Here is a 22,050-nt window from a genome sequence, read left to right on the forward strand (position 1 = left end):
TAAGCGGCTTTTTTGTGTTTTAATAAAATAACAATTAAGGCAAATATTATGTCAGAACATGTTCGAGTGGGTGTCGCAGTTGTCATTATTCGTGATGGTAAAATTCTACTCGGTGAACGTATTGGGTCACACGGCGCAAATACTTGGGCCACACCAGGTGGTCATTTAGAAATGGGCGAAGAAATAGCGGCTTGTGCAATCAGAGAGACGCTAGAAGAGACAGGTTTGAAGGTTTCTGGAGTAAGTCAGTTGGGCTTTTCTAACGATGTATTTAACCCATTAAATAAACATTATGTGACTTTGTACGTGGTGGCAAATGGTGTAGAAGGCGAGCCTGAAATTATGGAGCCAAATAAGTGCCTAGGTTGGCAGTGGTTTGGGTTAGATGAATTACCGAAGCCATTATTCTTGTCATTAGAGAACTTTTTAAAGCAGGGTATGTTACAGACGTTAATAGAGAAGAAATAAGTAAGGGATAGGAGTAGGGTGCATATTTTTCATTGAAACTTTTCATTTAAAGAGTAGCTTGCTCCAGAAACGATAAAAGGGCCATAAAGGCCCTTTGGTGAAGTATCGTTCAAGTTAGTGTGGTTACTTTAACCCCTTAAAGCAACCAACCAATTGTTTTGCAAATTTTAGGGAAATCTCGTTAAGTTTCTAAGCTAGCGAGAGGAAAAACCCTGCAATTGCGGCGCTCATTAGGTTAGCCATTGACCCTGCTAAAACCGCCCTGAGCCCTAAGCGTGCGATATCCTTTCTTCGACTCGGCGCCATACCGCCAAGTCCGCCTAGTAAGATTGCAATCGATGAAAGGTTAGCAAATCCACATAACGCAAATGTGACAATTGCTTGTGTATGTGCACTTAACCCTTCTCGATAATTCATAAAGTCTAGATAAGCAACGAATTCGTTAACTACTAGCTTTTGTCCGATAAAACTACCGGCTGTTACAGCTTCGCTCCAAGGAACACCAAGTAACCATGCAACTGGTGCGAATACGTAACCTAAAATCTCTTGTAATGTTAGGGTAGGGTGGTCAAACCAAGCACCAATACCGCCTAACAAACCATTTAATAATGCAATTAATGCTACGAAAGCAAGCAACATGGCACCTACGTTCAGTGCTAAATGCATACCACTTGACGCACCAGATGCAGCTGCATCGATCACATTTACTGGTTTTTCTTCGTCAGACATAACATCTGATAAGTCTTGCTTTGGTGTCTCTGTCTCTGGCACGATCATTTTTGCCATTAAGAAACCACCTGGCGCAGCCATAAAGCTGGCAGCAATTAAATATTTAAGTTCAACACCAATTGCCACGTAACCTGCCATCACTGAACCTGCTACGGTTGCGAGGCCACCTACCATCACAGCAAATAACTCTGACTTCGTCATGCTTGGAATAAACGGTTTTACAATTAACGGTGCTTCCGTCTGTCCCACAAAGATATTAGCTGTTGCAGAAAGCGACTCCGGACGAGACGTTTTAAGCAATTTTTGTAAACCACCACCTAAAATTTTAATGACCCATGTCATTATGCCTAGGTGATAAAGCACTGCGACTAGCGCAGAGAAAAATACGATGACCGGTAATACTTGGATCGCAAAGATAAAACCAATATTACTGTCACTTTTTGCAAGAGAGCCGAATAAAAACTCGATACCGTCTCCTGCATACCCAATTACCGCTGATACTTTGCTTGATAATTGGTCAAGTATGTTTCTGCCAGCTTCTACAAATAGTACAAAACCACCTATAAAAAGCTGTAGTGCAAACGCCACCCCAACAGTACGCAAATTAATAGCTTTGCGATTCGTTGATGCTGCAAATGCAATACCCAGCAGGGCCATCATGCCCACTAGGCTCATTATTGTTGTCATGGTAAATTCCCGTTTTTATTCTTGTAGCAAATATTTTATCTTGCTTTTGATTATATCAATCGCCACGCGATTCATGCCACCGCGTGTAACCACTAAATCAGCTGAATGTTTAGATGGTTCTATAAATTGATAGAACATGGGTCTTACCGTTGCTTGATACTGCTCCACAACAGACTGTAGTGTTCGGCCTCGCTGCTCGATGTCACGCTGCGTACGACGCAGTAAACAAATATCAAGAGGCGTATCAATAAATACTTTTATATCAAACTCTTTACATAACTCAGGGTCGCTGAGTAATAAAATGCCTTCAACAATTAATATTTTTGCAGGGTTAACCTGACGAGTTTCCTTACTACGAGTATGTTGCGCATAATCGTAACTTGGTACCTCTACAGACTGACCAGATCTTAATTGCTCTAAATGCGATTTAAGAAGCTCATGTTCAAATGCATCCGGATGGTCATAGTTTGTTTGTGTTCTATGCTCAAACGGTAAATGCGATTGATCTTTGTAATAGGCATCTTCTTCGATGATGGCAATAGAACCATCTTCTAGCTCATTTACAAGCTCGTTATAAATAGTTTGCGTAAAGAGAGATTTGCCAGATGCAGATGCACCAGCAATAGCTATAATTGTTCGTGTCACTAAAGTTCACACCCAACTGTTGATTCACTCGGAAGATCACAATAGCAAAAAAGACACGAATAATCTCTTTTGCTTCGCTTAGGGAGCAAATTTAGCGATTTTGATATTTCTGCGACAGGACTTATGTCCGCTTGCTAAAAACAGGACTTTTATGACATTTTCGTGACAATTGGCGTCTAGTTTTAAAAGCGGACTTATGTCCTGTACGCTGTTGTTAACCAACTATTAAAGTATTCAACACTGATTCGGAGGCAATTATTTATTCTCCAGATTGGCATAAGTTAAGAGGTAAATTATGGCAAGAGCAATTATCCTGATGGCAGACAGCTTAGGCGTAGGTGCCGCTCCAGATGCAGAACAATTTGGAGACTTAGGAGCAAATACCCTTGCGCACCTTTTAGCTGCATATAAAGAAGATAAAGGAGAAGCACTTCCTTTACCTAACTTAACTAAACTTGGTTTAGTTGATGCTTGTGAAGCTGCGGGTAAAGAAGCGTGTGAAGTGGCAGAACGCTCAGCGCCAAAGGCGGCTTGGGGTTATGCAAAAGAGCTTTCAAGCGGTAAAGACACGCCATCTGGTCATTGGGAAATGGCGGGCGTACCTGTGTTGTTTGATTGGGGCTATTTTCCTAATACACAACCTTGCTTCCCTGAAGAATTTGTTACTGAATTGTGCAAACGCGCCGAAATTCCAGGAATTTTAGGCAACTGTTACGGTTCAGGTACCGTTATTTTAGAACAACTGGGTGAAGAGCATGTAAAAACGGGCATGCCAATTTGTTATACCTCAGTTGATAGTGTGTTCCAAATAGCCGCACATGAGCAATCATTCGGCCTTGACAAGCTTTATCAAGTATGTGAAATCGCACGGGCACTGCTTGATGATATGAATATAGGGCGAGTGATTGCGCGGCCATTTATAGGCACTTCGAGTGCCGACTTTATGCGAACAGGTAATCGTAGAGATTATTCTGTGCTACCTCCTGCACCAACATTATTAGATAAGTTGGCGCAAGATGGTGGTGAAGTGATCAGCATTGGTAAAATTTCTGATATTTATGCCCATCAAGGCATTACTCAGAAACATAAAGCGCCAGGTTTGATGAATTTACTTGAGAAAACCTCAGAAATCATCGATAGCGCGCCTGATCACAGTTTGATTTTCACAAACCTTGTGGATTTTGACGAAAAATTTGGTCATAGACGTAATGCCGTAGGGTATGCCGAAGCGCTTAAGCAATTCGATGATTACCTACCAACTATACTTAATAAAATGCAAAAAGAAGATTTATTAATTATCACGGCAGATCACGGCTGCGATCCAACAGCACCTGGTACAGATCACACGCGTGAATATGTGCCGGTACTGGCTTATACACCGGGGATTGACAATATCGCGCTCGGCGAACGACAAAGTTTTGCTGACATAGGTCAAACCCTTGCCCAGTGGTTTAATTTATCAACACTTGACTACGGCGACAGCTTTGCTGACGACCTGATCAAGGCGTAAGAAGGAAAAGAGAATGAGTACTCCTCATATCAATGCGAACAATGGTGATTTTGCTGAAACGGTATTAATGCCCGGTGACCCTTTACGCGCTAAATATATTGCAGAAAACTTCCTTGAAGACGCTCGCCAAGTTACAGGTGTTCGTAACATGTTCGGTTTTACAGGCACATACAATGGTAAGCCTGTAAGCATTATGGGTTCTGGTATGGGCATTCCGTCAATGTCTATTTATGCCCGTGAGCTCGTTGTTAGCTACGGTGTTAAGAACCTTATCCGCATCGGTACATGTGGTGGTATTAGTCAAGACATTAAAATCAGAGACGTTATTTTTGCACAAGGTGCAAGTACAGATTCAAATGTAAACCGTGCTCGAGTACGCGGTTATGACTTTGCGGCTATTGCTGATTTCGGACTATTAGAGAACGGCGTTAACGCAGCACGTAAGCTAGGTATTGAAGCGAAAGTAGGTAATGTATTCACGACTGACACCTTCTACCAAGCAGATGGTTCTTTCTATGAAGAATTAGACAAGTTAGGTGTATTAGCAGTCGATATGGAAACTGCAGGCATGTATGGCGTTGCAGCAGAGTATGGTGCAAAAGCAATGGCGTTATTCACGGTAAGTGATCATGTGATCACAGGTGAAGCAACACCGGCTGAAGAAAGACAAAGTACATTTAACGAAATGGTTAAGATTGCTTTAGAGTCAATCTAACGATTTCATACAGAGTTTTAAGTTGTTATTTGCTCGTTGGGTTTTGAGCAAAAAAGTTCCTTGGTAACGTAATCGCTGATTTTTGGAGACACGCCCAAAATGAAAGCGAATCACACCCCAAAAGGCCGCACTGAATAGTGTGGCTTTTTTTTGCCTAAAATTTGTGAACTGCTGAGATTTTTGACATATCGGTGCTATCTGCCACAGTTATAGTGTGTGAAATAAACAGAGCTATTATATGTCTCAATGGGTTAGTGGAAAAATCACGGAAGTAAACTGGTGGACGCCAACACTTTTTACCATCAAGGTTGCTGCAGATGTAGCCCCTTTTCAAGCAGGACAGTTTACCAAGTTAGCGATGACAATTGGTGAAAAAAGAATTGCCCGTGCTTACTCGTATGTCAATGCCCCTAAAGATCCTGTTCTTGAGTTCTACCTAACAGAGGTTGAAAGCGGTAAGTTAACATCAGGCCTTGTTGAACTTTCAGTCGGAGACAGCATTGATGTTGAGTCAAAAGCAAACGGCTTTCTAACCATTGAGGAGTCACCTAAGCGAGAGATTCTTTGGATGATAGCGTCAGGTACAGGTATTGGCCCTTTTTTGTCTATTTTGGCTGACGGTAAGGTGTGGGATAAATATCAACAAGTCGTACTTATACATAGTGTCAGGTTTAATACAGATTTAACTTACCAAGACTTTATACATGCACACCAAAAGTTGTTTAAACAATTTACATATTTGCCTTTAGTCACACGTGAAAGCCCTGAAAGAGGTTTAGAAGGTAGAGTGACCGACCTTATAAAAAGCAGTGAGTTCGTAAACTATTGCAACTTAGAGAAACTGCCTGAAGATTCTCATTTTATGATTTGTGGAAATCCACAAATGGTGAAAGATTTGACACAACTTTTACAATCGGTTGGTTATAAAAGGCATCGTCGAGCTGAACCTGGTCATATATCCGTCGAACAATATTGGTGAGCTATGAAAAATGCTTGAGATTTGTTATGGTTCACGAGGTTACTTTGTCTGTTTATTGGGTACTTATGAGAGTTTTTAGTTTTGTCGTGTTGTTTGTTTTGGCGTTTGCTATTCAAGCTAACCCTGCATTTGAAGAGAAAACAACCGAGTTAAATAGTGTAAAAACTGAACAAGAAAAAGCAGCTGAAAAAGTAATAGATGAGTTAATTGTTGCCTATAATCAACAAAACATTAAATCATTCTTGGCTTTATATGCTGATGATGTAGAGTTCTATATGTATCCGCAAAAACTGATGTTTACGGGTAAAGAAGACCTTATTAAACGATATGGTCTTATGTTTAAAAAGATGAAATGCTTAAACGCAAAATCACTCAAACGAATTGTGCATGGCAATATTGTGATAGATCACGAAAGTTCCGAGATTTGCTCTCAACAAGAAGGTGTGATTGATAAGCGTTCTGAATTTGTAACTAGCTACCAAATTGAAAAAGGAAAAATCAAAAAGGTAGTCTTTTTTAGGTAAAAGATATGAGCAAAGACATGAGGATCCAGCTTCTTTACCGCGTTGAGCCCGGTTGTTTGGGTCCTGATGGTATCGATTATATTGAAGAGTTTTGTCAGTTTGCGGTAAAAAAAATTCCGCCTCCTAATTATGCTATTTTTTCTTTTGTACCAAGGTACGACAAATTACTTGATGAAAAAGAGTATTCGTTGATGAACCGAAAGCTTTCTCAAAGTCAAATCGAGGGTTATTTTCAGAAAATTGAAAAACCACTTGAAGAGTTTGAGTCCCAAGTTGACGAATTAATCGCATTCGCTGTTGATGCATTTTTTGAAAGGTAAATATTTTTTCAACAAAGCTGGTCGCGAACATTCCCGACTTGAGGAATAAATGAAATTTTTTATTTTCCTATCCTTACTTTTGAGTTCGAAAGTATACACATCAGAGTCTGAATCACTTCAAGTCGTAACTGAAGAGTGGCTGCCTTATAATTACACAAATGTAGAAGGCCAGCTAGTTGGTCGCTCTACAGACAAAGTTAGGGCCGTTTTATCAGATGCTGGCATAAAATATAAAATATCAAGCTACCCATGGCTGCGTTCTATGCATTTGGCTAAGACGCAGGCGAATACCATGATTTACTCAATCTATCGCACACCAGAGCGAGAGAACTTGTTTCAATGGGTTTGCCCATTAATGGGACCGGTTAAAGAATATTTATTTGCTTTAAAAACTCGTGATGACATTAAACTCAACTCCCTTGAAGATGCAAAAAAATACGTGATTTCTATAGTTAGAGGAAGTGTTAGTGATAGTTACTTAACGAATGCGGGCTTTAAACCAGGAATTAACCTTGACCTCACCTCAGATCCTGGGTCAAGCCCCCGAAAACTAGTGGCTGGCCGAGTTGATTTTATATTGCAAACAGAATATACCGCTTCTGAAAGGATGAAAGAGCTTGGTTATGATTATTCAATCCTCAGGAAAGTAATTGAGGTTAAAGAAATAGATAATCGGCGAGCATGCATGGCATTCAGTTTGAAGACTGATAAGTCTCTAGTACAGCGTGTACAGTCATCGCTTGATAAATATAATAAACTCCACGGTGAGAGTTGAAAGCAGCGGTTTTGCCCATACTTATACAAAATAAAATAATTCAGAGTGAAAATTATGAACCCAATTATTGCCATCCTTAAAGAGCACAATATTGCAGATGAGCAAATCAACCAATTATTTGAAGCACTGACAGAAAACCCATTAATGGCAATGGGAATTGTTCAGCAATTAGGTATCCCTCAAGACAAGCTACAGCAGTTGATGGGTTTAGTTATGCAAAATCCTGGTTTGATCAAAGAGGCAGTAGAAGAGTTGGGCTTAGATTTTGCTAAAGTAGAAGCGGCAAAAGAAAAGCTGTCTAGCTCTCAATAAAGCGTTGAAGCGGGACTTTCCCGCTTAAATTAAACTTTCACCTTATACATGTTTAGTTCCGTTTCTGAATTTAATATATATTCAATTCGTTCCTTATTTTCCTCTTGTGCTTCAATGTACATCGCAAGTGAATCTTCTATATCTTTAAGCATATCTTGGCATGATATGTAATGAGATACTTGCTCGATGCCAATTAATCCGCAAACCCAGATACTAAAGAGCACGACAACAACCCCACCAATCACAAATAAGCCGGTAGACAGCTCTGTCACTGAAGCAGCAATAAATACAGATACAACAACCCATAAGGCAAATAATAATTCAGCCTTAATAAGGTAAGCAACTTTGTTTGTTAGCCAGCTATGCCAAGGATGTGGTTCGTGGGTACATAGGTGGGTAATATCCTCTACGTAGGCAATTCCTTTTACTTTATCTTCAATGTTTCTGAAGGTTTTATAGTTTTGACTGGTAATTAGATAATACAACATGGCATTGGCCTCGCGTGAGTTGGTACATGTCATTACGCTGAAAACAGTGAAGCGATCGCTCTGAGGTGGCTTTAAATGATGAATTTGGTCAACATTAAGATCTCGCGTTCTATGATTTGTAAATAATGCAGTACAAAAATCACTCACTTGGTGGCGCTGCGTGACTTAAGCCACGCAACTTGATGTTAGTTGATGTTAGCAAAATTGCTGGATGAGTTTGGTTTGCTGCTCGATTTGACTTAATAACTCTTGGCTTAAGTTATGAGAATGCTGACCATGTTGCCCACCTAAGTCGGCCAGTTCACTTACGCTTTCAACATTGAGGTTGATTTGTTTAATGACTACGGACTGCTGTTCTATTGCGGCTGCAACAGAACGGTTGAGATCTGCCAGTTCGGTAACATGGGATTGAATGGTTGATAGGCTTTCACCGTTCTTGCTTGCAAGCTCTACACTGGTGTTAGACAAAAGGTTTCCTTGGTCCATCGAGCTGACAGCACTTTGTGATACATCGTTTAGCTCTTGGACTAGCTGTGTTATCTCTTCTGTTGAAGCTTGGGTTTTTTGTGCTAATGCCCTTACTTCATCAGCGACAACAGAAAAACCTCTGCCATGCTCGCCAGCTCTTGCCGCTTCAATCGCTGCATTTAATGCCAGTAAGTTAGTTTGTTCAGCAATTGAATTGATAACATTTAAAATGCCATGGATTTTCTCATTTCCAGCAACCAGTCTAGATACGGCTTGGTTAACTTCAGCTAAATGCTCATCTAAATGATGTATGGCATCAATCACTTTGTCGACCGAGGATTTACCATCTTGTGTATGTTGCTCTGACGCCATTGCAGCACATGAGGCTCGTTCTACATTCGTATTCAACTCTTCGATAGTGACCGTGAAGTCTTGCATGCATTGCACCATTTGCTGAACTTCATTATTTTGTTTTTTTAATAGCTCTGAGACTTGTTGCCCACTTTGAGTATTTTTTTGTGCGTTAATATTAACCCTCAAAGATTCATCATTGACCCGTCCAACAACCGCTCTGACTTTGGCTTGTTGCATTTTTATTGCTAAAGATAATGAACCAACGGCATCGTTATGCCCAGAATACAAGAATGACATAAGGGGGTTGTCATATGCTGCTTTGGCCTCTTTGAGTGTATATAGATAACGCTTACGCCACCTCAATTGCATATACGAAGTTAACATCAGCAAAATAGCGAGCGTCAAAATGGCAGGTGAAAAGGTGAAGGCTAATGACATAAAAGCAATAGCGCATGATGTCACCAAACTATAGCTAATCCATTTAGTGCTATCGTAATAACGGTTAGCAACTTGTCCGGCTTGTATTTTTTGGTATGCGCGTTCAGCACGACTTTTAACTTTGTCGTCTAAATAAGTTCTGACGGATTGGTATTCAATTATTTTGCTTTGTTCATTTTTTATGGGGGTAACAAACGCATTCACCCAATAAAACCGCCCATCTTTACTTCTGTTTTTAACTGGCCCCATCCAAGATTGACCACCTTGAATTGTTTCCCACATATTGGCAAAGGCTGCTTTAGGCATGTCATTGTGACGTACTAAGTTGTGTGGTTGCCCATACATCTCATCAGTACTGAAGCCAGACACATCACAGAATGCTTGATTAGCATAAGTGATCCTGCTACTGGGATCTGTGGTTGAAAGTAGAACGGTTTCTTTTTTTAGTGTTATTTCTTGAGTGTGCCGTGTACTCATACTGGCATTCCATCCTGTTGATGCAAGACGGGCAATATAGTCAAATAAGGTTGATTTATAAACAAAATAACCTAGGTGACTGACTTAATTTAGAGCTGATTTGATGAAGATCAGAAGGAGCCCATAAATTAGAACTGACTCCTTTATTATTGTGCTAAATCAATTAAATTGTTTTAGTTTTATGCAGTTTCAGTTGTTTGCATTCGTTCCGTTAACTTAGCTTTTATATTTTGCCATTGATCGTCAGTGATACTGAAAATAGCCGTATTTCTAAAATTACCATCAGGTAATTTACGTTGTTTGTATGCTAACCCCTCAAACCTGGCACCAAGACGTGTAATTGCATTTCTTGAGACCCTATTTTCTTCATGAGTACAAAAGGTAACTCTCACCAAGTTTAAATCTTCAAAGGCATGGTTGAGTAATAGATATTTTGCATGGGTATTTACATAGGTTTTTTGTACTGACTTAGCAATAAATGTATGACCTATTTCAGCACTTTGATTATGTGGATCAAGTCGAAATAACCGTGTTGTGCCAACGACAGTACCGTAGGTTTTGTCTATGATTGCCATTACAATTTGTTCATTCTGGTTAAATTGTGCAGTGTTTTTAAACCACAGAGCTAACTTTTCTTTGTTCTCACAGTAATTGTTAAACACCCATCGCCAGATATCAGGGTGGCTGCCCGCTTTAAAGAGGGCCTCTAGATGATTTTCAGTTAATGGCGTGAGCTTAACTTTTTCGGTCTCTAATGAAATAGGTTTTAACATCTTAGTAATTCCTTACAGGCGCAATGATTTCTAAGACAAATTAGCTGTTATTAGGTCTAACAAATACAACCAGAATGCAGAAATATACTAGACCAGTGTTAATAGTTTTTTATTATTGAGTTAACAAGTAAATTACGATTTAATGACAGTGCGTCGAAAAGATTAAGGATTGATATGACCCGCCTACTATTATTGTGTTTTTGTCTACTTTGGCATAGTGCTAGCTCAGCCGAAGTAGACAACTCATCAATCACTATTGCCATACAAGATGATATTAAACAGCTGTATTTTGAGTTTTTAGGCAACAGACACATTTTAGATATAAACGACTACAGCAGTTTAAAGGCTTCTCGTGATGTAGTTGAGCATGCACTACTTGTTAAAGCGATTCGCCTTGGTGGGTTTAAATTACCAATTAATTATATTCAAGTAGATCACCCACCTCGCAGAATTAAATTAATGAAACAGGGGGTAATACATTTAAGTGCGACCCCGCTTTGGTCAAATGAGATCAAACAGTTTGAACATAAATTACATATTAGCAGCGCCGTGTTAGAAGCGGGTCGTGCAGAAGCTGGGTTATATACGCATAGCGACAATGTTGATGTGCTGTCAGTTAAGCAACCCGCTGAATTAGTTAAGTTAATCGCAGTTTCAAATCAAAATTGGCAACATGATTGGAAAATACTTAAACAATTAAACTTTAATGGTATGTATCACACTGGCAAATACACGACTATGTTAGATATGCTCTATAAAAAGCGAGCTGATGTGATGTTAGGGCCTTTTCATAACTCTGATGATTTGAGCTTCAAACATAACGGCCAAACATACCTACCAATTAAAAACTTGAAAGTCATTATGCCTGACAGTCGTCACTTTCCTGTTGCGCGTTTCACAGCACAAAGCCAACCTCTGATCAAAGCACTTGAAAAAGGCCTTTCGATGTTAAAAGAAAAGGGAGAAATTGAAAAAGCGTATCGCCAGTCAGGATACGTTAATGACAAGGTGAGTAGTTGGCAGGTTATTAACACCCAAGCCCAGTTATAGTTTATTAAATTTTTAGTAGTGCTACGGTGAAGACGAGTCTAATATATTTGATTGTATAACAACTCAAATTTCTAAAATGATAAAGCCATGCAGCCTCTAGAAATTTCTTTCAGAACTGGCAAAGCGAAATATTTGCAAATCGTAGACACATACCGAAGTGCAATTCAAACAGGCTCACTTTTGCCAAATACAAATTTACCTTCTGTAAGAATACTCTCACATTTTTATAATGTGAATCGTCATACTGTAATGACGGCATTGCAAAATTTGGTTGCGGAGGGGTGGTTAACTGCGATCCAGCGTAGCGGTTATGTTGTAAGTAAACATTTACCAATCGAGTCGAGTGAAAGATATAGCAAGCAAGTAATGCTTCAGCCGTTAGAATATGACTTTGCGACACCGGTAAAAGAAATCGGTGAAATTGATCTCTCGATTTTCTCTTATATTTTCGCTGGCGGCCTACCTGATTTATCTGCATTTCCTAAACAAAGATTTAAACAATCTTTGAGTATGGCTGCGAGGCAATTTAACGCCCATGACATGCATTATTCAGACAGTGCAGGATTACCCACATTAAAACATCAAATTTTGCGATACCTAGGTCAAGCAAGAGCGCTTAGTGCAGATGATTTGCTTATCTGTAATGGCTCACAAGAAGCTTTATACTTGGTTGCAAAAGCATTTATTAATCAAGGTGACTTTGTCGCCATTGAAACCCTAGGCTACCCGCCTGCAAGACAGGCATTCGAAAGCTGTGGTGCAGCATTAGTCGATATTGCACAAGATGAGCAGGGGATATGTGTCGATGACTTAGAAACTCAGCTAAAACTGAGAAAAATCAAGCTACTGTATTTAACGCCATTACACCAATACCCGACTACAGTGACTTTGCCCATAGCTAGGCGCCTAGAAATTTATCAGTTGTGTTATCAATACGGTGTGCTGATCATTGAAGACGATTATGACCATGAATTTCACTATCAGTGTCGGCCTCTTCAGCCTATGGCGGCAGATGATCCCGCGGGTATTGTGATTTATATATCGACCTTTTCAAAAATAATGTGTGCGGGCGCGAGACTCGGCTATTTGCATGCAACCAAGCCTGTTTTAGCGCACTTAAAAGGGTTAAAAAAGCTCATTAATCATAAGAATGATGCCTTTACTCAACTGGCGGTCGCGCACTGGATGGAAACAGGAGAGTTTGAACGTCACTTAAAGCGCATGACTAAATCATATAAAGCGCGTTGGCAAGCAATGAATAGTACCCTTAATGCTTTAAAAGCACAGGGCTTAAACCTCTCATTTACCAAGCCTGATGGCGGTATGGCATTCTGGTTAAACTGCCATCAAGATGTGGTTGCGTTAAAATTAAGCGCCAGAGAAAAGGGCATTTATTTTCAATCGGAAGAAGAGTTTTATCACCCTAATTCAGTTCGTTCTTTAAAACCAAATGATGGCGAGGTAAGTCATATTCGCTTAGGGTTTGCTTCACAAACAGTTGAGCAAGCAGAAGTCGGTATATATAAAATTTTTTCAGAGCAATTATAAATTACTCAGTGTTTAGATTATGGATCGCTAACACCGCACTTTTAATGTCTTTTAAGTCTGCTTGCATGGTTTTTTTAAGTTGTTCTGTCATGAATCGTGACATGAGCTTTCCCATTATTTTTGCAAACAAGCTTTGCGGAACCCCTGTAAAACCCATAATAAGTTCACATTGTTCTTGGCCTTCAATAATCTTCATCTCAGAATAGTAATCGCAACCATGACTTTGTGCTTTGGTCTTATAAAATGAGTTGGTTTGTGACTCAGTGATCCACATTGTCTCAGTGGCATCTTTACCAAACATGGTTCTAGTTTCTTGCCATTTTAGGCCTTTAAGTCCCTCTTTAGGTTGCTCAATAATCACTAAGCTTTTTATGGCAGAAATATGCTGGTGGGCATGACGTATATCGCTAATGACACGCCATACTTGCTCTTTTTTTGCTGGAATAATAATGGACTGTTGAACGTTCATAAAATTCTATGCTTTATTGTTTTTATAAAGCATAGATTTAGATTGTCGATTTTTCACGTTATAAGATGGTTATCTTTGAAGCGAGAATATCACTTTGCTTTAAATGAAGTTTTGTGACGGATAAGTTGGTATTCGTCACCATGCAGGCGCAGTTCATATAATTTGTCGTATTCATCTTCCTCAATATTCACTCGATGCCCTGAAAGCAGCTTCACAAGTTGAGGTGTTGTATTGCTGTGACCCACAACAACGGCTACACCATTTAATAACTTTAACTCACCTGCAAATTGTACCAGTTCTCTTGGGTTATAGCTTTGGACTTTGAGTGAAGTCGCCCTTGCCAGTGGCGCGATGGTTTGTTGAGTTCGGTTGTACTCAGTGCTGAAAAGCTGTGTTGGTTTGGCTGACAGAAGCTGCTTGGCAATGTTATTGGCTCTGAGCTTTCCTTTATCTGTTAATGACGGATCACTACCACTGGCTTTTTCACTGTGGCGTAATAAAAAGATTTGCTCTGGTTGTGCCAGAAGTTGACTCGAAAAGAGCAAAGCGATAACCGCTAATAAACTGAACTTCATTTTTATACTCCTTAATCTCAGTTTAGATACCGTTGTTATTTTCTTACATTAACAGTCTATTACTTCATTTCAATGACTTAAGCATTTTTTAATGACACAAATTGCTTAAGTAAAAAGTGTCCGATGCGGACACTTTTATCGTCCGCGGACAAGCGTACAAAAACCTAATTATTCATAACCTTTTGAAAAAATTGGTTTTTAAAGTTTGGCACAGTCTTGGTATCTATTTAGACATTATAGGCTCAGGAGCTAGACAATGATTTTAACGACCGCTTTTTTTGTATCACCCCTTTTGATGTTGTTGATGTCATTACTTATCAGCTGCACCGAGCAATTTTTAAATCAATAAGGAATGAGTATGATCAGAGATACCAGTGGCCAAGATCAAATGGTCCAACATAAGCCTAAAAAACTAAAACCTGTACTGTTGATTGCTGGTGTGCTGTCGCTTGTTACTTGGGCAGGCTACGCCATGATGAATACCGATAATGTCAGTCAGTCTGTTGATAAAGCACAGCTACAAATTGCGACGGTCATTAAAGGTGACCTAGTCAGAGATATCGCTACAACAGGTAAAATAGTTGCTGCTAATGCACCAAAAGCTTACAGCCCTGAGCAAGGCTTTGTCACGCTGCAAGTAAAAGCAGGTGACAGTGTAGAAAAGGGACAGGTGATCGCAGAGGTAGAAAGTCCGGAGCTGAATAACAGTTTAAAGCAACAAGAATCAGAGCTTGCTAGGCTTCAAGGCGAACTTGCCAGAAGTGAGCTAGAAGCAAGGCGCCAGACTTTAACCCTTAATAAAACATTAGACATGGCGCAAGTAGAACTCAGCGCCGCAGAGCGTGAAAACCGCCGAGCAAAACTGTCAATTGAGAAAAGCCTGATCAGTCAAATTGATTTAGAAAAAGCAGTCGATGATCTAGCCAAAGCTAAGCTGACCTTTAAACATGCACAGCAAGAGGTTGAGCTCGCCAAAGATACCTTGGCGTTTGAGTTACAATCATCGCAAAGCCAAGTTGCTAGACAGCAACTGGTGGTTGATGAACTTCAAAGAAAAGTTCGTAATTTAAACGTGAAAGCCAGTGTATCGGGCATCGTTGGTAACTTGCTGGTGCAACCTAAAGCTATGGTGACTAAAAACCAAGCCTTACTTACCTTAGTTGATTTATCTGCTTTTGAAGCCGAGTTACAAGTGCCAGAAAGCTATGCCAATGATTTAGGGATTGGGATGCAAGTAGAGTTGAAAATGGGTACTGAGTTAGTTATAGGCACTTTGTCAGCCATTTCGCCAGAAGTGAATAACCGTGAAGTTACCACGCGTGTGCGTTTTAACCAAAGTGATATTAGCAATATTCGTCAAAATCAACGTTTGTCCGGGCGCATTTTATTAGAAAACCGCAGCGATGTTCTGATGGTAAAACGCGGTGGCTTCATGAATGCAGGTGGCTATGTGGCTTACAAGCTTAGTGGCGAACGCGCAGAGCGAATCGAAATCAACACAGGTGTCACCAGTATTAACCATGTAGAAGTGTTAAGTGGACTTGCACAAGGCGATGAAATCATCATTTCAAATTATGACACATTTAAAAATGCCGATGCCGTATTGTTGAGATAAGAGCTGCTGAGATAAGTATTACAGAGGTAACAACAAACACATTTAGGCATCATCAACAGAATATAGACCGAATTAAAAAGGAAAGAACAATGTTAAAAATGAATAATATCAGCAAGATGTATCAAACAGAGATGGTTCAAACACATGCATTACGTGACTTTAATTTAAATGTTGAAGAAGGTGAGTTTATTGCGGTAACAGGCCCATCAGGCTCAGGTAAAACCACCTTTTTGAATATTGCAGGTATGTTAGAACCCTTCACTGGTGGCGAATACTTATTGGATGGCATTGATGTTGGCAAACTGAATGACAATCAACGTGCGGACTTACGTAATCAAAAAATTGGCTTTATCTTTCAAGGCTTTAACCTCATTCCAGACTTAAACTTGTACGAAAACGTTGAAGTGCCTTTACGTTATCGTGGGATCAAAGCGGCTGAGCGTAAACGCAGAATAGAACAGTGTTTGGAGCAAGTGGGGCTAGCTAGCCGTGCTAAGCATTTACCTCAGCAACTCTCTGGTGGTCAGCAGCAGCGTGTTGCCATTGCTCGAGCGCTGGCTGGTGAACCGCGCTTTTTATTAGCTGATGAACCAACAGGTAATCTTGATAGTTTAATGGCACGTCAGGTCATGGAGTTGCTTGAACAAATTAACCGTGATGGCGCCACCATTATCATGGTAACGCACGACGCGGAGCTTGCTCGTCGAGCACCTCGCAATATACAGGTTGTTGACGGTCAACTTGCTGATTTTACGTTATATCAGGGCAATCCAAATATGGCAGTAGGAGCATAATATGTTCAGTCATTACATAGATTTAAGTTGGCGGAGCTTTAAACGTACGCCGCTAGTAAGCCTGTTAATGGTGATTGCCATAGGGGTTGGTATTGGTATTACGATGACCAGCTTGTCGGTTTACCACATGATGTCGATGGACCCTATTCCTGAAAAGAGTGACAAACTGCATGCCGTTCAGCTGCAGATTATGGACGAGGAATCAAGCTGGTGGACGCCCGATGACTTACCTTATCAATTGACTTATCAAGATGCAGAAAATTTACAAAATGCTGATTTACCTTATAAACGTACAGCATTAATGAAAAGTGGTTTTTCTGTACACTTAGACTCAGACAAGCTTCAACCTTTTATGGCCGTAAGTCGCTTAGCATCAAGACAAGCGTTTGAAATGTTTAATCTGTCATTTAAACATGGTGCGCCTTGGAGTGCAGAACAAGAAGAAAGTGCAACCCCTGTTGCGGTGATTTCGCAAAGTATGAGTAAGAAATTATTCGGTACTGACAATAGCGTTGGTAAGAGTTTCTATTTAGACGATTTGAATGTTCAGGTGACCGGTGTTATCGCTGATTGGCAAATTAATATTAAATACTACGACCTAAATAATGGGGCGTTTAACGAGCCAGAACAAATCTTTTTGCCTTTCTCTTTAATAAAAGCGTATGAGATTGACACTTGGGGCAATACCAATGGTTGGAAAAATGAAGACCTGAGAAATTTCACGAATAAGATGCAATCAGAGCATGTATGGTTGCAATTTTGGATTGAGCTGAATTCTGAAGAAGATAAGAAAGCGTTTGGTGACTACCTGATGAACTACATGCAGGAACAGAAAAAGTTGGGCCGTTTCGAACGAGCTAAACTGGAGTACGGTCTCAAAGATGTCAATGAATGGATCACTTACTTTGAAGTCGTGAATGAAGACAACAAAATCCTTGTCGCATTGAGCTTTATGTTCTTGGCCGTTTGTTTGGCCAATATTCTGGGATTGTTACTTGCTAAGTTCTTAAAACGAGCACCGGAAGTAGGCGTAAGAAGAGCGCTAGGTGCGAGCAAAACTCAGGTTTTCTATCAGCATATTGTTGAAGTTGCCATGTTAGGTTTGATGGGTGGATTGATTGGTATTTTGGTCGCACAGTTAGGTTTATGGGGTATAAGGCACAGTTATGATTACTACAGTAACTTAGCAAATATGGACTTATCAATGCTATTTGCAGCTCCCGTTATTGCTATAACAGCATGCATTGTTGCGGGTATGTACCCAGCATGGTTGGTATGTAAAACCACACCATCGACATATTTAAAGAGTCAGTAAGGAACACGAATTATGTTTGAGATTAAACCAATTTTTAATGCCTTACTTCGCTCTAAAGTAGGTGCAGTTTTATTACTAATACAAATTGCAATTACCACAGCAATTGTTAGTAATGCGGCGTTTATAATTAAAGATAGATTAGATTACTTAAATCAACCAACGGGTTATCAAGAGGAAAACATATTTAAATTTAATGTGATGACTTTTGGTACAGATGTAGATTTGGCTCAACAAGCTGAGCTTGATGAAGCCAGCATTCGTGCATTACCCGGTGTGATCGATGCTGTAACGATTAATGCTATTCCTTTATCTGGAGGGGGCTCTTCGACGAGTTACAGACTAAAACCAGTGCCAGAAAAGGCGAAATCAGTCAATGCGAGCTACTTTACCGCAGATGAACATGCTTTAAATACCTTTGGTGTAGAGTTAGTTGAAGGGCGCAATTTTACTGAATCAGAAGTCGCACATGATCTGGATAATACTCAATCGGCTAATGTTGTTCTGGCGACAAAAGCTTTAATGGATGAGTTATTTCCAAATGGTGACGGGTTAGGTCAATTCATATACTCAGGTACAAAGCCTTATAAAGTCATTGGTATTGTAGGCATGATGAAAGGTCCTTGGATGAAGAATGAAGAACGTAAAGACAGATCTGTGATTATTCCTTATGTTCGTATTGAAAAATTCAATAAGTTTTTAGTACGAACCGAAGCTGGTAGACGCGCTGAAGTTATGAAACAAATCGAGTCGCTTATTCATAAAAACTACAGCAAAAGGGTAGTACAAGATTTAGCTGGGTTAGATAAGAAAAAAGCAGATTATGTTGCCGAAGACCGATTAATGATGCGTATGCTAGTGATACTGATCAGCGTACTAGTATTAGTGACAGCTTTAGGTATTTTTGGCCTTACCTTGTTTAATATTAATAAGCGCACGAAGCAAATTGGTACAAGACGCGCGTTAGGAGCTCGCAAATCAGCGATTATCAGCTACTTTGTGGTCGAAAACAGCCTAATTTGTATTGCAGGTTTAGTATTAGGTGTATGTGGTGCAGTGTTGCTGGGGCAACAATTAATGGCGAATTACTCAGTCCCTGCGTTATCGAATTGGTATGTTGCAATAACAGCCGTTGCCGTTTTTGTGATGAGTTTATTAGCGGTAATTGGTCCTGCAAGGCGTGCGGCTAATATCGACCCAAGTATCGCAACACGAACAATTTAACTTCTAAATACTCAACCTCTTAGTTCGTGCTACACTCAAGCCTTTGGTGTAGCACGAATAATAAAAAGAAAATACATGGACAAAATACTCATCATTGACGATAACCAAGCTGTACTTGATGCGTTATCGCTATTGCTCGAAATACATGGTTATGATGTTGTGACAGCACACACCCCTTTCGAAGCTGAGCAAGTTGTTCGCTATCAACGTATATGCTTAGCTATTCAAGACATGAACTTTACCGCTGACACCACATCGGGTGAAGAAGGCAAAAATCTCTTTTATCAACTTCGTGCACTCAATGCGCATTTACCCATTATTTTGATCACCGCATGGACAGAGCTAGAAACCGCCATAGAGTTAGTGAAAGCGGGCGCAGCAGATTACATTGCTAAGCCTTGGGATGACAATAAATTACTGACCAGCATTGCAAACCTGATTGAACTGGGTAAAGCCAAGCAAGACAACGATACATTTAATCGGCAACAAGATGAGCGACACTCAGTACATGAACAGGCAAACCTAGCTGGCCTTGTGTATGCGAGTACAGCCATGGAACGAGTGATCGATATGGCATTGCAACTGGCTAAGTCAGATGTGTCGGTATTGATCACCGGGCCAAACGGCAGTGGTAAAGAGCGTATTGCCGAAATTGTACAGTTAAACTCTGCTCTGGCAGATAAACCATTTATTAAGGTAAATGCAGGCGCATTGCCCAGTGAGTTAATCGAGGCCGAGCTATTTGGCGCAGAAGCGGGTGCCTACACAGGCGCTAATAAACAGCGTATTGGCCGTTTTGAAGCTGCTGATGGCGGCACGTTATTTTTAGATGAAATTGGCAATTTACCTCCGTCAGGGCAAATGAAGCTTCTTAGAGTTTTGCAAACGGGTGAGTTTGAGCGCTTAGGATCAGTGCAAACACAAAAGGTCAGTGTACGGGTTATTTCGGCGACTAATGCTGACTTATTACAAGACATAAAAGCTGGCAGGTTTCGAGAAGATTTATATTACCGACTGAATGTCATAGAGCTCAGGCTGCTACCGCTGAGTGAGCGAAAAGACGATATCGTTCCACTTATAAAACACTTCTTGCCAGAGCGAGAATTTGGATTAGCCACTGAGCAGGCTTTGACGAGCTATGCTTGGCCGGGAAATGTCAGAGAGCTTGAAAACGCCTGTAAGCGGGCTGCTGTTTTAAAGCCAAAGGGTGCACTGGAGTTTACCGACTTTGGTTTGAACCAAACACAAAACGTAACGCAATTAAATACAAACAAAGAACCCAATAAAGATGAAATCGAGGCGGCAATGCGAGAATATCAAGGGGTTGTAGCCAAAGTAGCAAGACATTTTGGGCTATCACGACAAGCGCTATATAGACGCCTACAAAAATTCGAAATCGACTATTAATAAAACTAAAACTAAAACTAAAACTAAAACGTAAACTTTATGAAATCACTCACGGCCAATCTCAGTACTAGACATAAATTGCAGTTAGCAACAGTTTTAAGTGTGGTGTTGGCGTTAGTGCCCGTGCTACTTGTGCTTGGCGCATCAAGTACACTCAGCCTGATTAGTTTGGGTTTAGCCGTTGTTTCAGCTTGGTTTGTGAGTGGTCTGATTACTCAACCGGTTAACTCAGGCATTAAAGCGTTAGAAACGGGTTTGTTAAACTTCAAAGATGGTGAGTTTTCGAGTTTGCTTGCATATAGTGAAGACGATGAACTTGGGCGCTTGTGCCATACTTACAACCAAACCGCCGAGCAACTAAGACAAGAAAAACAATGGATTTATCAGCGTGAATTGATGCTCGATAAAGTGTTGCAGTCTTCTCCGCAGGCGCTGGTTTTAATAGATAGTAATAACCATGTGGTCTTTAGTAATCACAGTGCCAAACTGTTATTTAAGTGTGAGCAGAAACTTGAAGGTCTGACTCGCTACGAACTCTATGCTTTTGGCAGTGAGCAAATTCAAAATGCGATGGAAGCAGGCAGAGATGGACTATTTCACCTAAAGCACGCACATTCAAACGATAGTCAGTTAAAGCAAGATGACGAAGCCCAAACTTGGCACCTTTCAACCGGACAGTTCTTGTTAAATAACCATAGTCACCGTTTATATATTTTTAAACAGCTTACACGTGAACTGAGTCGTCAAGAAGTGGCAGTATGGAAGAAGGTAATACGCATTATCAGCCACGAGCTGAATAATTCATTGGGCCCTATGTCATCTATGCTGCACAGTGGAAAAATACTGACGCAAAACCTCGATGAACCAAGGCTGGGGCGAGTATTTTCAACCATGCAAGAGCGTATAAATCACCTAAATGAGTTTGTTCAAGGTTACGGCAAGTTTGCCAAATTGCCTCAACCAAAACTCGAAGTAATTGATTGGTTGAGTTTATTGAACAGTGTTAAGCAAGAGTGGGTTTTTAGTATTGAAGGGGATATCCCAAACTTTGAATGCTTTGCAGACAGAGTTCAGCTAGAGCAGCTTCTTATTAATTTGCTTAAAAATGCGCACGAATCGGGCTCAGAAGCTGAACAGATTAAAGTAAAAATTGAAGCTAAATCTCAAGGGACATTACTCAGCGTGAGTGATGCAGGCAAAGGTATGAGTGAAGCGGTTATGGCGAATGCCCTTGTACCTTTTTATTCAACCAAAGCAAGTGGAAGCGGCTTGGGGCTTGCGCTTTGTCGAGAAATCGCAGAAGCCCATCATGGTCAACTAAGTTTGCATAACCGAGGTGATGGGAAAACGGGCCTAGTTGTTCAGGTGTTTATTCCTTAAGCTATGCTTATATT

23 protein-coding genes are annotated in these 22,050 nt (G+C 40.3%); 16 read left to right on the forward strand and 7 right to left on the reverse strand.

Annotated features, from left to right (window positions below):
- Nucleotides 1–48: 48 nt before the first annotated feature.
- Nucleotides 49–468, forward strand: a complete 420-nt coding sequence (locus PP2015_RS19980; RefSeq protein WP_058032250.1) for a nucleotide triphosphate diphosphatase NUDT15 — start codon at nucleotides 49–51, stop codon at nucleotides 466–468.
- A 189-nt stretch (nucleotides 469–657) separates the two neighbouring features.
- On the opposite strand, the gene PP2015_RS19985 is transcribed toward PP2015_RS19980, so the two are convergent.
- The gene (locus PP2015_RS19985) at nucleotides 658–1,884 is read right to left on the reverse strand and encodes a NupC/NupG family nucleoside CNT transporter (protein ID WP_058032251.1); all 1,227 of its coding nucleotides are present in this window, start codon (nucleotides 1,882–1,884) and stop codon (nucleotides 658–660) included.
- Nucleotides 1,885–1,899: 15 nt separating this feature from the next.
- Nucleotides 1,900–2,529 (reverse strand): uridine kinase, encoded by a 630-nt coding sequence (gene udk / locus PP2015_RS19990; protein WP_058032252.1) that lies wholly within the window; start codon nucleotides 2,527–2,529, stop codon nucleotides 1,900–1,902.
- A gap of 295 nt (nucleotides 2,530–2,824) precedes the next feature.
- Here udk and PP2015_RS19995 point away from each other — a divergent pair, with 295 nt between their 5' ends.
- The 7 genes from PP2015_RS19995 (at nucleotide 2,825) to PP2015_RS20025 (ending at nucleotide 7,664) form a co-directional block, all read left to right on the forward strand.
- A complete protein-coding gene (locus PP2015_RS19995; RefSeq protein WP_058032253.1) occupies nucleotides 2,825–4,039 on the forward strand; it encodes a phosphopentomutase in 1,215 nt (404 codons plus the stop codon).
- A 13-nt stretch (nucleotides 4,040–4,052) separates the two neighbouring features.
- The gene (deoD, locus tag PP2015_RS20000) at nucleotides 4,053–4,754 is read left to right on the forward strand and encodes a purine-nucleoside phosphorylase (RefSeq protein ID WP_058032254.1); all 702 of its coding nucleotides are present in this window, start codon (nucleotides 4,053–4,055) and stop codon (nucleotides 4,752–4,754) included.
- A 238-nt stretch (nucleotides 4,755–4,992) separates the two neighbouring features.
- The gene (locus tag PP2015_RS20005) at nucleotides 4,993–5,733 is read left to right on the forward strand and encodes a ferredoxin--NADP reductase (RefSeq protein ID WP_058032255.1); all 741 of its coding nucleotides are present in this window, start codon (nucleotides 4,993–4,995) and stop codon (nucleotides 5,731–5,733) included.
- A 65-nt stretch (nucleotides 5,734–5,798) separates the two neighbouring features.
- Nucleotides 5,799–6,257 (forward strand): nuclear transport factor 2 family protein, encoded by a 459-nt coding sequence (locus PP2015_RS20010; protein WP_058032575.1) that lies wholly within the window; start codon nucleotides 5,799–5,801, stop codon nucleotides 6,255–6,257.
- Nucleotides 6,258–6,262: 5 nt separating this feature from the next.
- Nucleotides 6,263–6,577 (forward strand): hypothetical protein, encoded by a 315-nt coding sequence (locus PP2015_RS20015; RefSeq protein ID WP_058032256.1) that lies wholly within the window; start codon nucleotides 6,263–6,265, stop codon nucleotides 6,575–6,577.
- 49 nt (nucleotides 6,578–6,626) lie between these two features.
- Nucleotides 6,627–7,352 carry a substrate-binding periplasmic protein gene (locus PP2015_RS20020; RefSeq protein WP_058032257.1) on the forward strand — a complete coding sequence of 242 codons (726 nt, stop codon included), beginning with the start codon at nucleotides 6,627–6,629 and terminating at the stop codon, nucleotides 7,350–7,352.
- A 54-nt stretch (nucleotides 7,353–7,406) separates the two neighbouring features.
- Nucleotides 7,407–7,664, forward strand: coding sequence for a DUF2999 family protein (locus tag PP2015_RS20025; protein WP_058032258.1), 258 nt, complete (start codon nucleotides 7,407–7,409; stop codon nucleotides 7,662–7,664).
- Between the two features lie 29 nt (nucleotides 7,665–7,693).
- Here the strand turns inward: PP2015_RS20025 and PP2015_RS20030 are convergent, their stop codons facing one another.
- The 3 genes from PP2015_RS20030 to PP2015_RS20040 all read right to left on the reverse strand — a co-directional run bounded on the left by PP2015_RS20030 (nucleotide 7,694) and on the right by PP2015_RS20040 (nucleotide 10,662).
- Nucleotides 7,694–8,299 carry a hypothetical protein gene (locus PP2015_RS20030; RefSeq protein WP_058032259.1) on the reverse strand — a complete coding sequence of 202 codons (606 nt, stop codon included), beginning with the start codon at nucleotides 8,297–8,299 and terminating at the stop codon, nucleotides 7,694–7,696.
- A gap of 48 nt (nucleotides 8,300–8,347) precedes the next feature.
- Complete coding sequence (locus PP2015_RS20035; RefSeq protein WP_058032260.1) at nucleotides 8,348–9,889, reverse strand: methyl-accepting chemotaxis protein; 1,542 nt, start codon at nucleotides 9,887–9,889, stop codon at nucleotides 8,348–8,350.
- 179 nt (nucleotides 9,890–10,068) lie between these two features.
- The gene (locus PP2015_RS20040; RefSeq protein ID WP_058032261.1) at nucleotides 10,069–10,662 is read right to left on the reverse strand and encodes a GNAT family N-acetyltransferase; all 594 of its coding nucleotides are present in this window, start codon (nucleotides 10,660–10,662) and stop codon (nucleotides 10,069–10,071) included.
- A 174-nt stretch (nucleotides 10,663–10,836) separates the two neighbouring features.
- Between PP2015_RS20040 and PP2015_RS20045 the strand changes: the two genes are divergently transcribed.
- On the forward strand, nucleotides 10,837–11,712 hold the full coding sequence (locus tag PP2015_RS20045; RefSeq protein WP_058032262.1) for a type 2 periplasmic-binding domain-containing protein: 876 nt from the start codon (nucleotides 10,837–10,839) through the stop codon (nucleotides 11,710–11,712).
- An 87-nt stretch (nucleotides 11,713–11,799) separates the two neighbouring features.
- Nucleotides 11,800–13,260: a MocR-like pyridoxine biosynthesis transcription factor PdxR gene (pdxR, locus tag PP2015_RS20050; protein WP_058032263.1), complete on the forward strand. Its 1,461-nt coding sequence runs from the start codon at nucleotides 11,800–11,802 to the stop codon at nucleotides 13,258–13,260.
- A gap of 1 nt (nucleotide 13,261) precedes the next feature.
- Here pdxR and PP2015_RS20055 read toward each other — a convergent pair whose 3' ends face one another.
- Both PP2015_RS20055 and PP2015_RS20060 read right to left on the reverse strand, forming a co-directional pair.
- The gene (locus PP2015_RS20055; RefSeq protein WP_058032264.1) at nucleotides 13,262–13,729 is read right to left on the reverse strand and encodes an SRPBCC family protein; all 468 of its coding nucleotides are present in this window, start codon (nucleotides 13,727–13,729) and stop codon (nucleotides 13,262–13,264) included.
- Nucleotides 13,730–13,818: 89 nt separating this feature from the next.
- Complete coding sequence (locus PP2015_RS20060) at nucleotides 13,819–14,304, reverse strand: SixA phosphatase family protein (protein WP_058032265.1); 486 nt, start codon at nucleotides 14,302–14,304, stop codon at nucleotides 13,819–13,821.
- A gap of 358 nt (nucleotides 14,305–14,662) precedes the next feature.
- Between PP2015_RS20060 and PP2015_RS20065 the strand changes: the two genes are divergently transcribed.
- The 6 genes from PP2015_RS20065 (at nucleotide 14,663) to PP2015_RS20090 (ending at nucleotide 22,036) form a co-directional block, all read left to right on the forward strand.
- The gene (locus PP2015_RS20065; RefSeq protein WP_058032266.1) at nucleotides 14,663–15,919 is read left to right on the forward strand and encodes an efflux RND transporter periplasmic adaptor subunit; all 1,257 of its coding nucleotides are present in this window, start codon (nucleotides 14,663–14,665) and stop codon (nucleotides 15,917–15,919) included.
- 89 nt (nucleotides 15,920–16,008) lie between these two features.
- On the forward strand, nucleotides 16,009–16,713 hold the full coding sequence (locus PP2015_RS20070; RefSeq protein ID WP_058032267.1) for an ABC transporter ATP-binding protein: 705 nt from the start codon (nucleotides 16,009–16,011) through the stop codon (nucleotides 16,711–16,713).
- Nucleotide 16,714: 1 nt separating this feature from the next.
- On the forward strand, nucleotides 16,715–18,028 hold the full coding sequence (locus PP2015_RS20075) for an ABC transporter permease (protein WP_058032268.1): 1,314 nt from the start codon (nucleotides 16,715–16,717) through the stop codon (nucleotides 18,026–18,028).
- Between the two features lie 12 nt (nucleotides 18,029–18,040).
- Entirely contained in the window at nucleotides 18,041–19,249 is a 1,209-nt protein-coding gene (locus tag PP2015_RS20080) for an ABC transporter permease (RefSeq protein ID WP_058032269.1), read from the forward strand.
- Between the two features lie 75 nt (nucleotides 19,250–19,324).
- The gene (locus tag PP2015_RS20085) at nucleotides 19,325–20,656 is read left to right on the forward strand and encodes a sigma-54-dependent transcriptional regulator (RefSeq protein ID WP_058032270.1); all 1,332 of its coding nucleotides are present in this window, start codon (nucleotides 19,325–19,327) and stop codon (nucleotides 20,654–20,656) included.
- 39 nt (nucleotides 20,657–20,695) lie between these two features.
- A complete protein-coding gene (locus PP2015_RS20090; protein WP_058032271.1) occupies nucleotides 20,696–22,036 on the forward strand; it encodes a sensor histidine kinase in 1,341 nt (446 codons plus the stop codon).
- Nucleotides 22,037–22,050 lie beyond the last annotated feature (14 nt).

The organism is Pseudoalteromonas phenolica (assembly GCF_001444405.1).
Classification (GTDB): Bacteria; Pseudomonadota; Gammaproteobacteria; order Enterobacterales; family Alteromonadaceae; genus Pseudoalteromonas; species Pseudoalteromonas phenolica.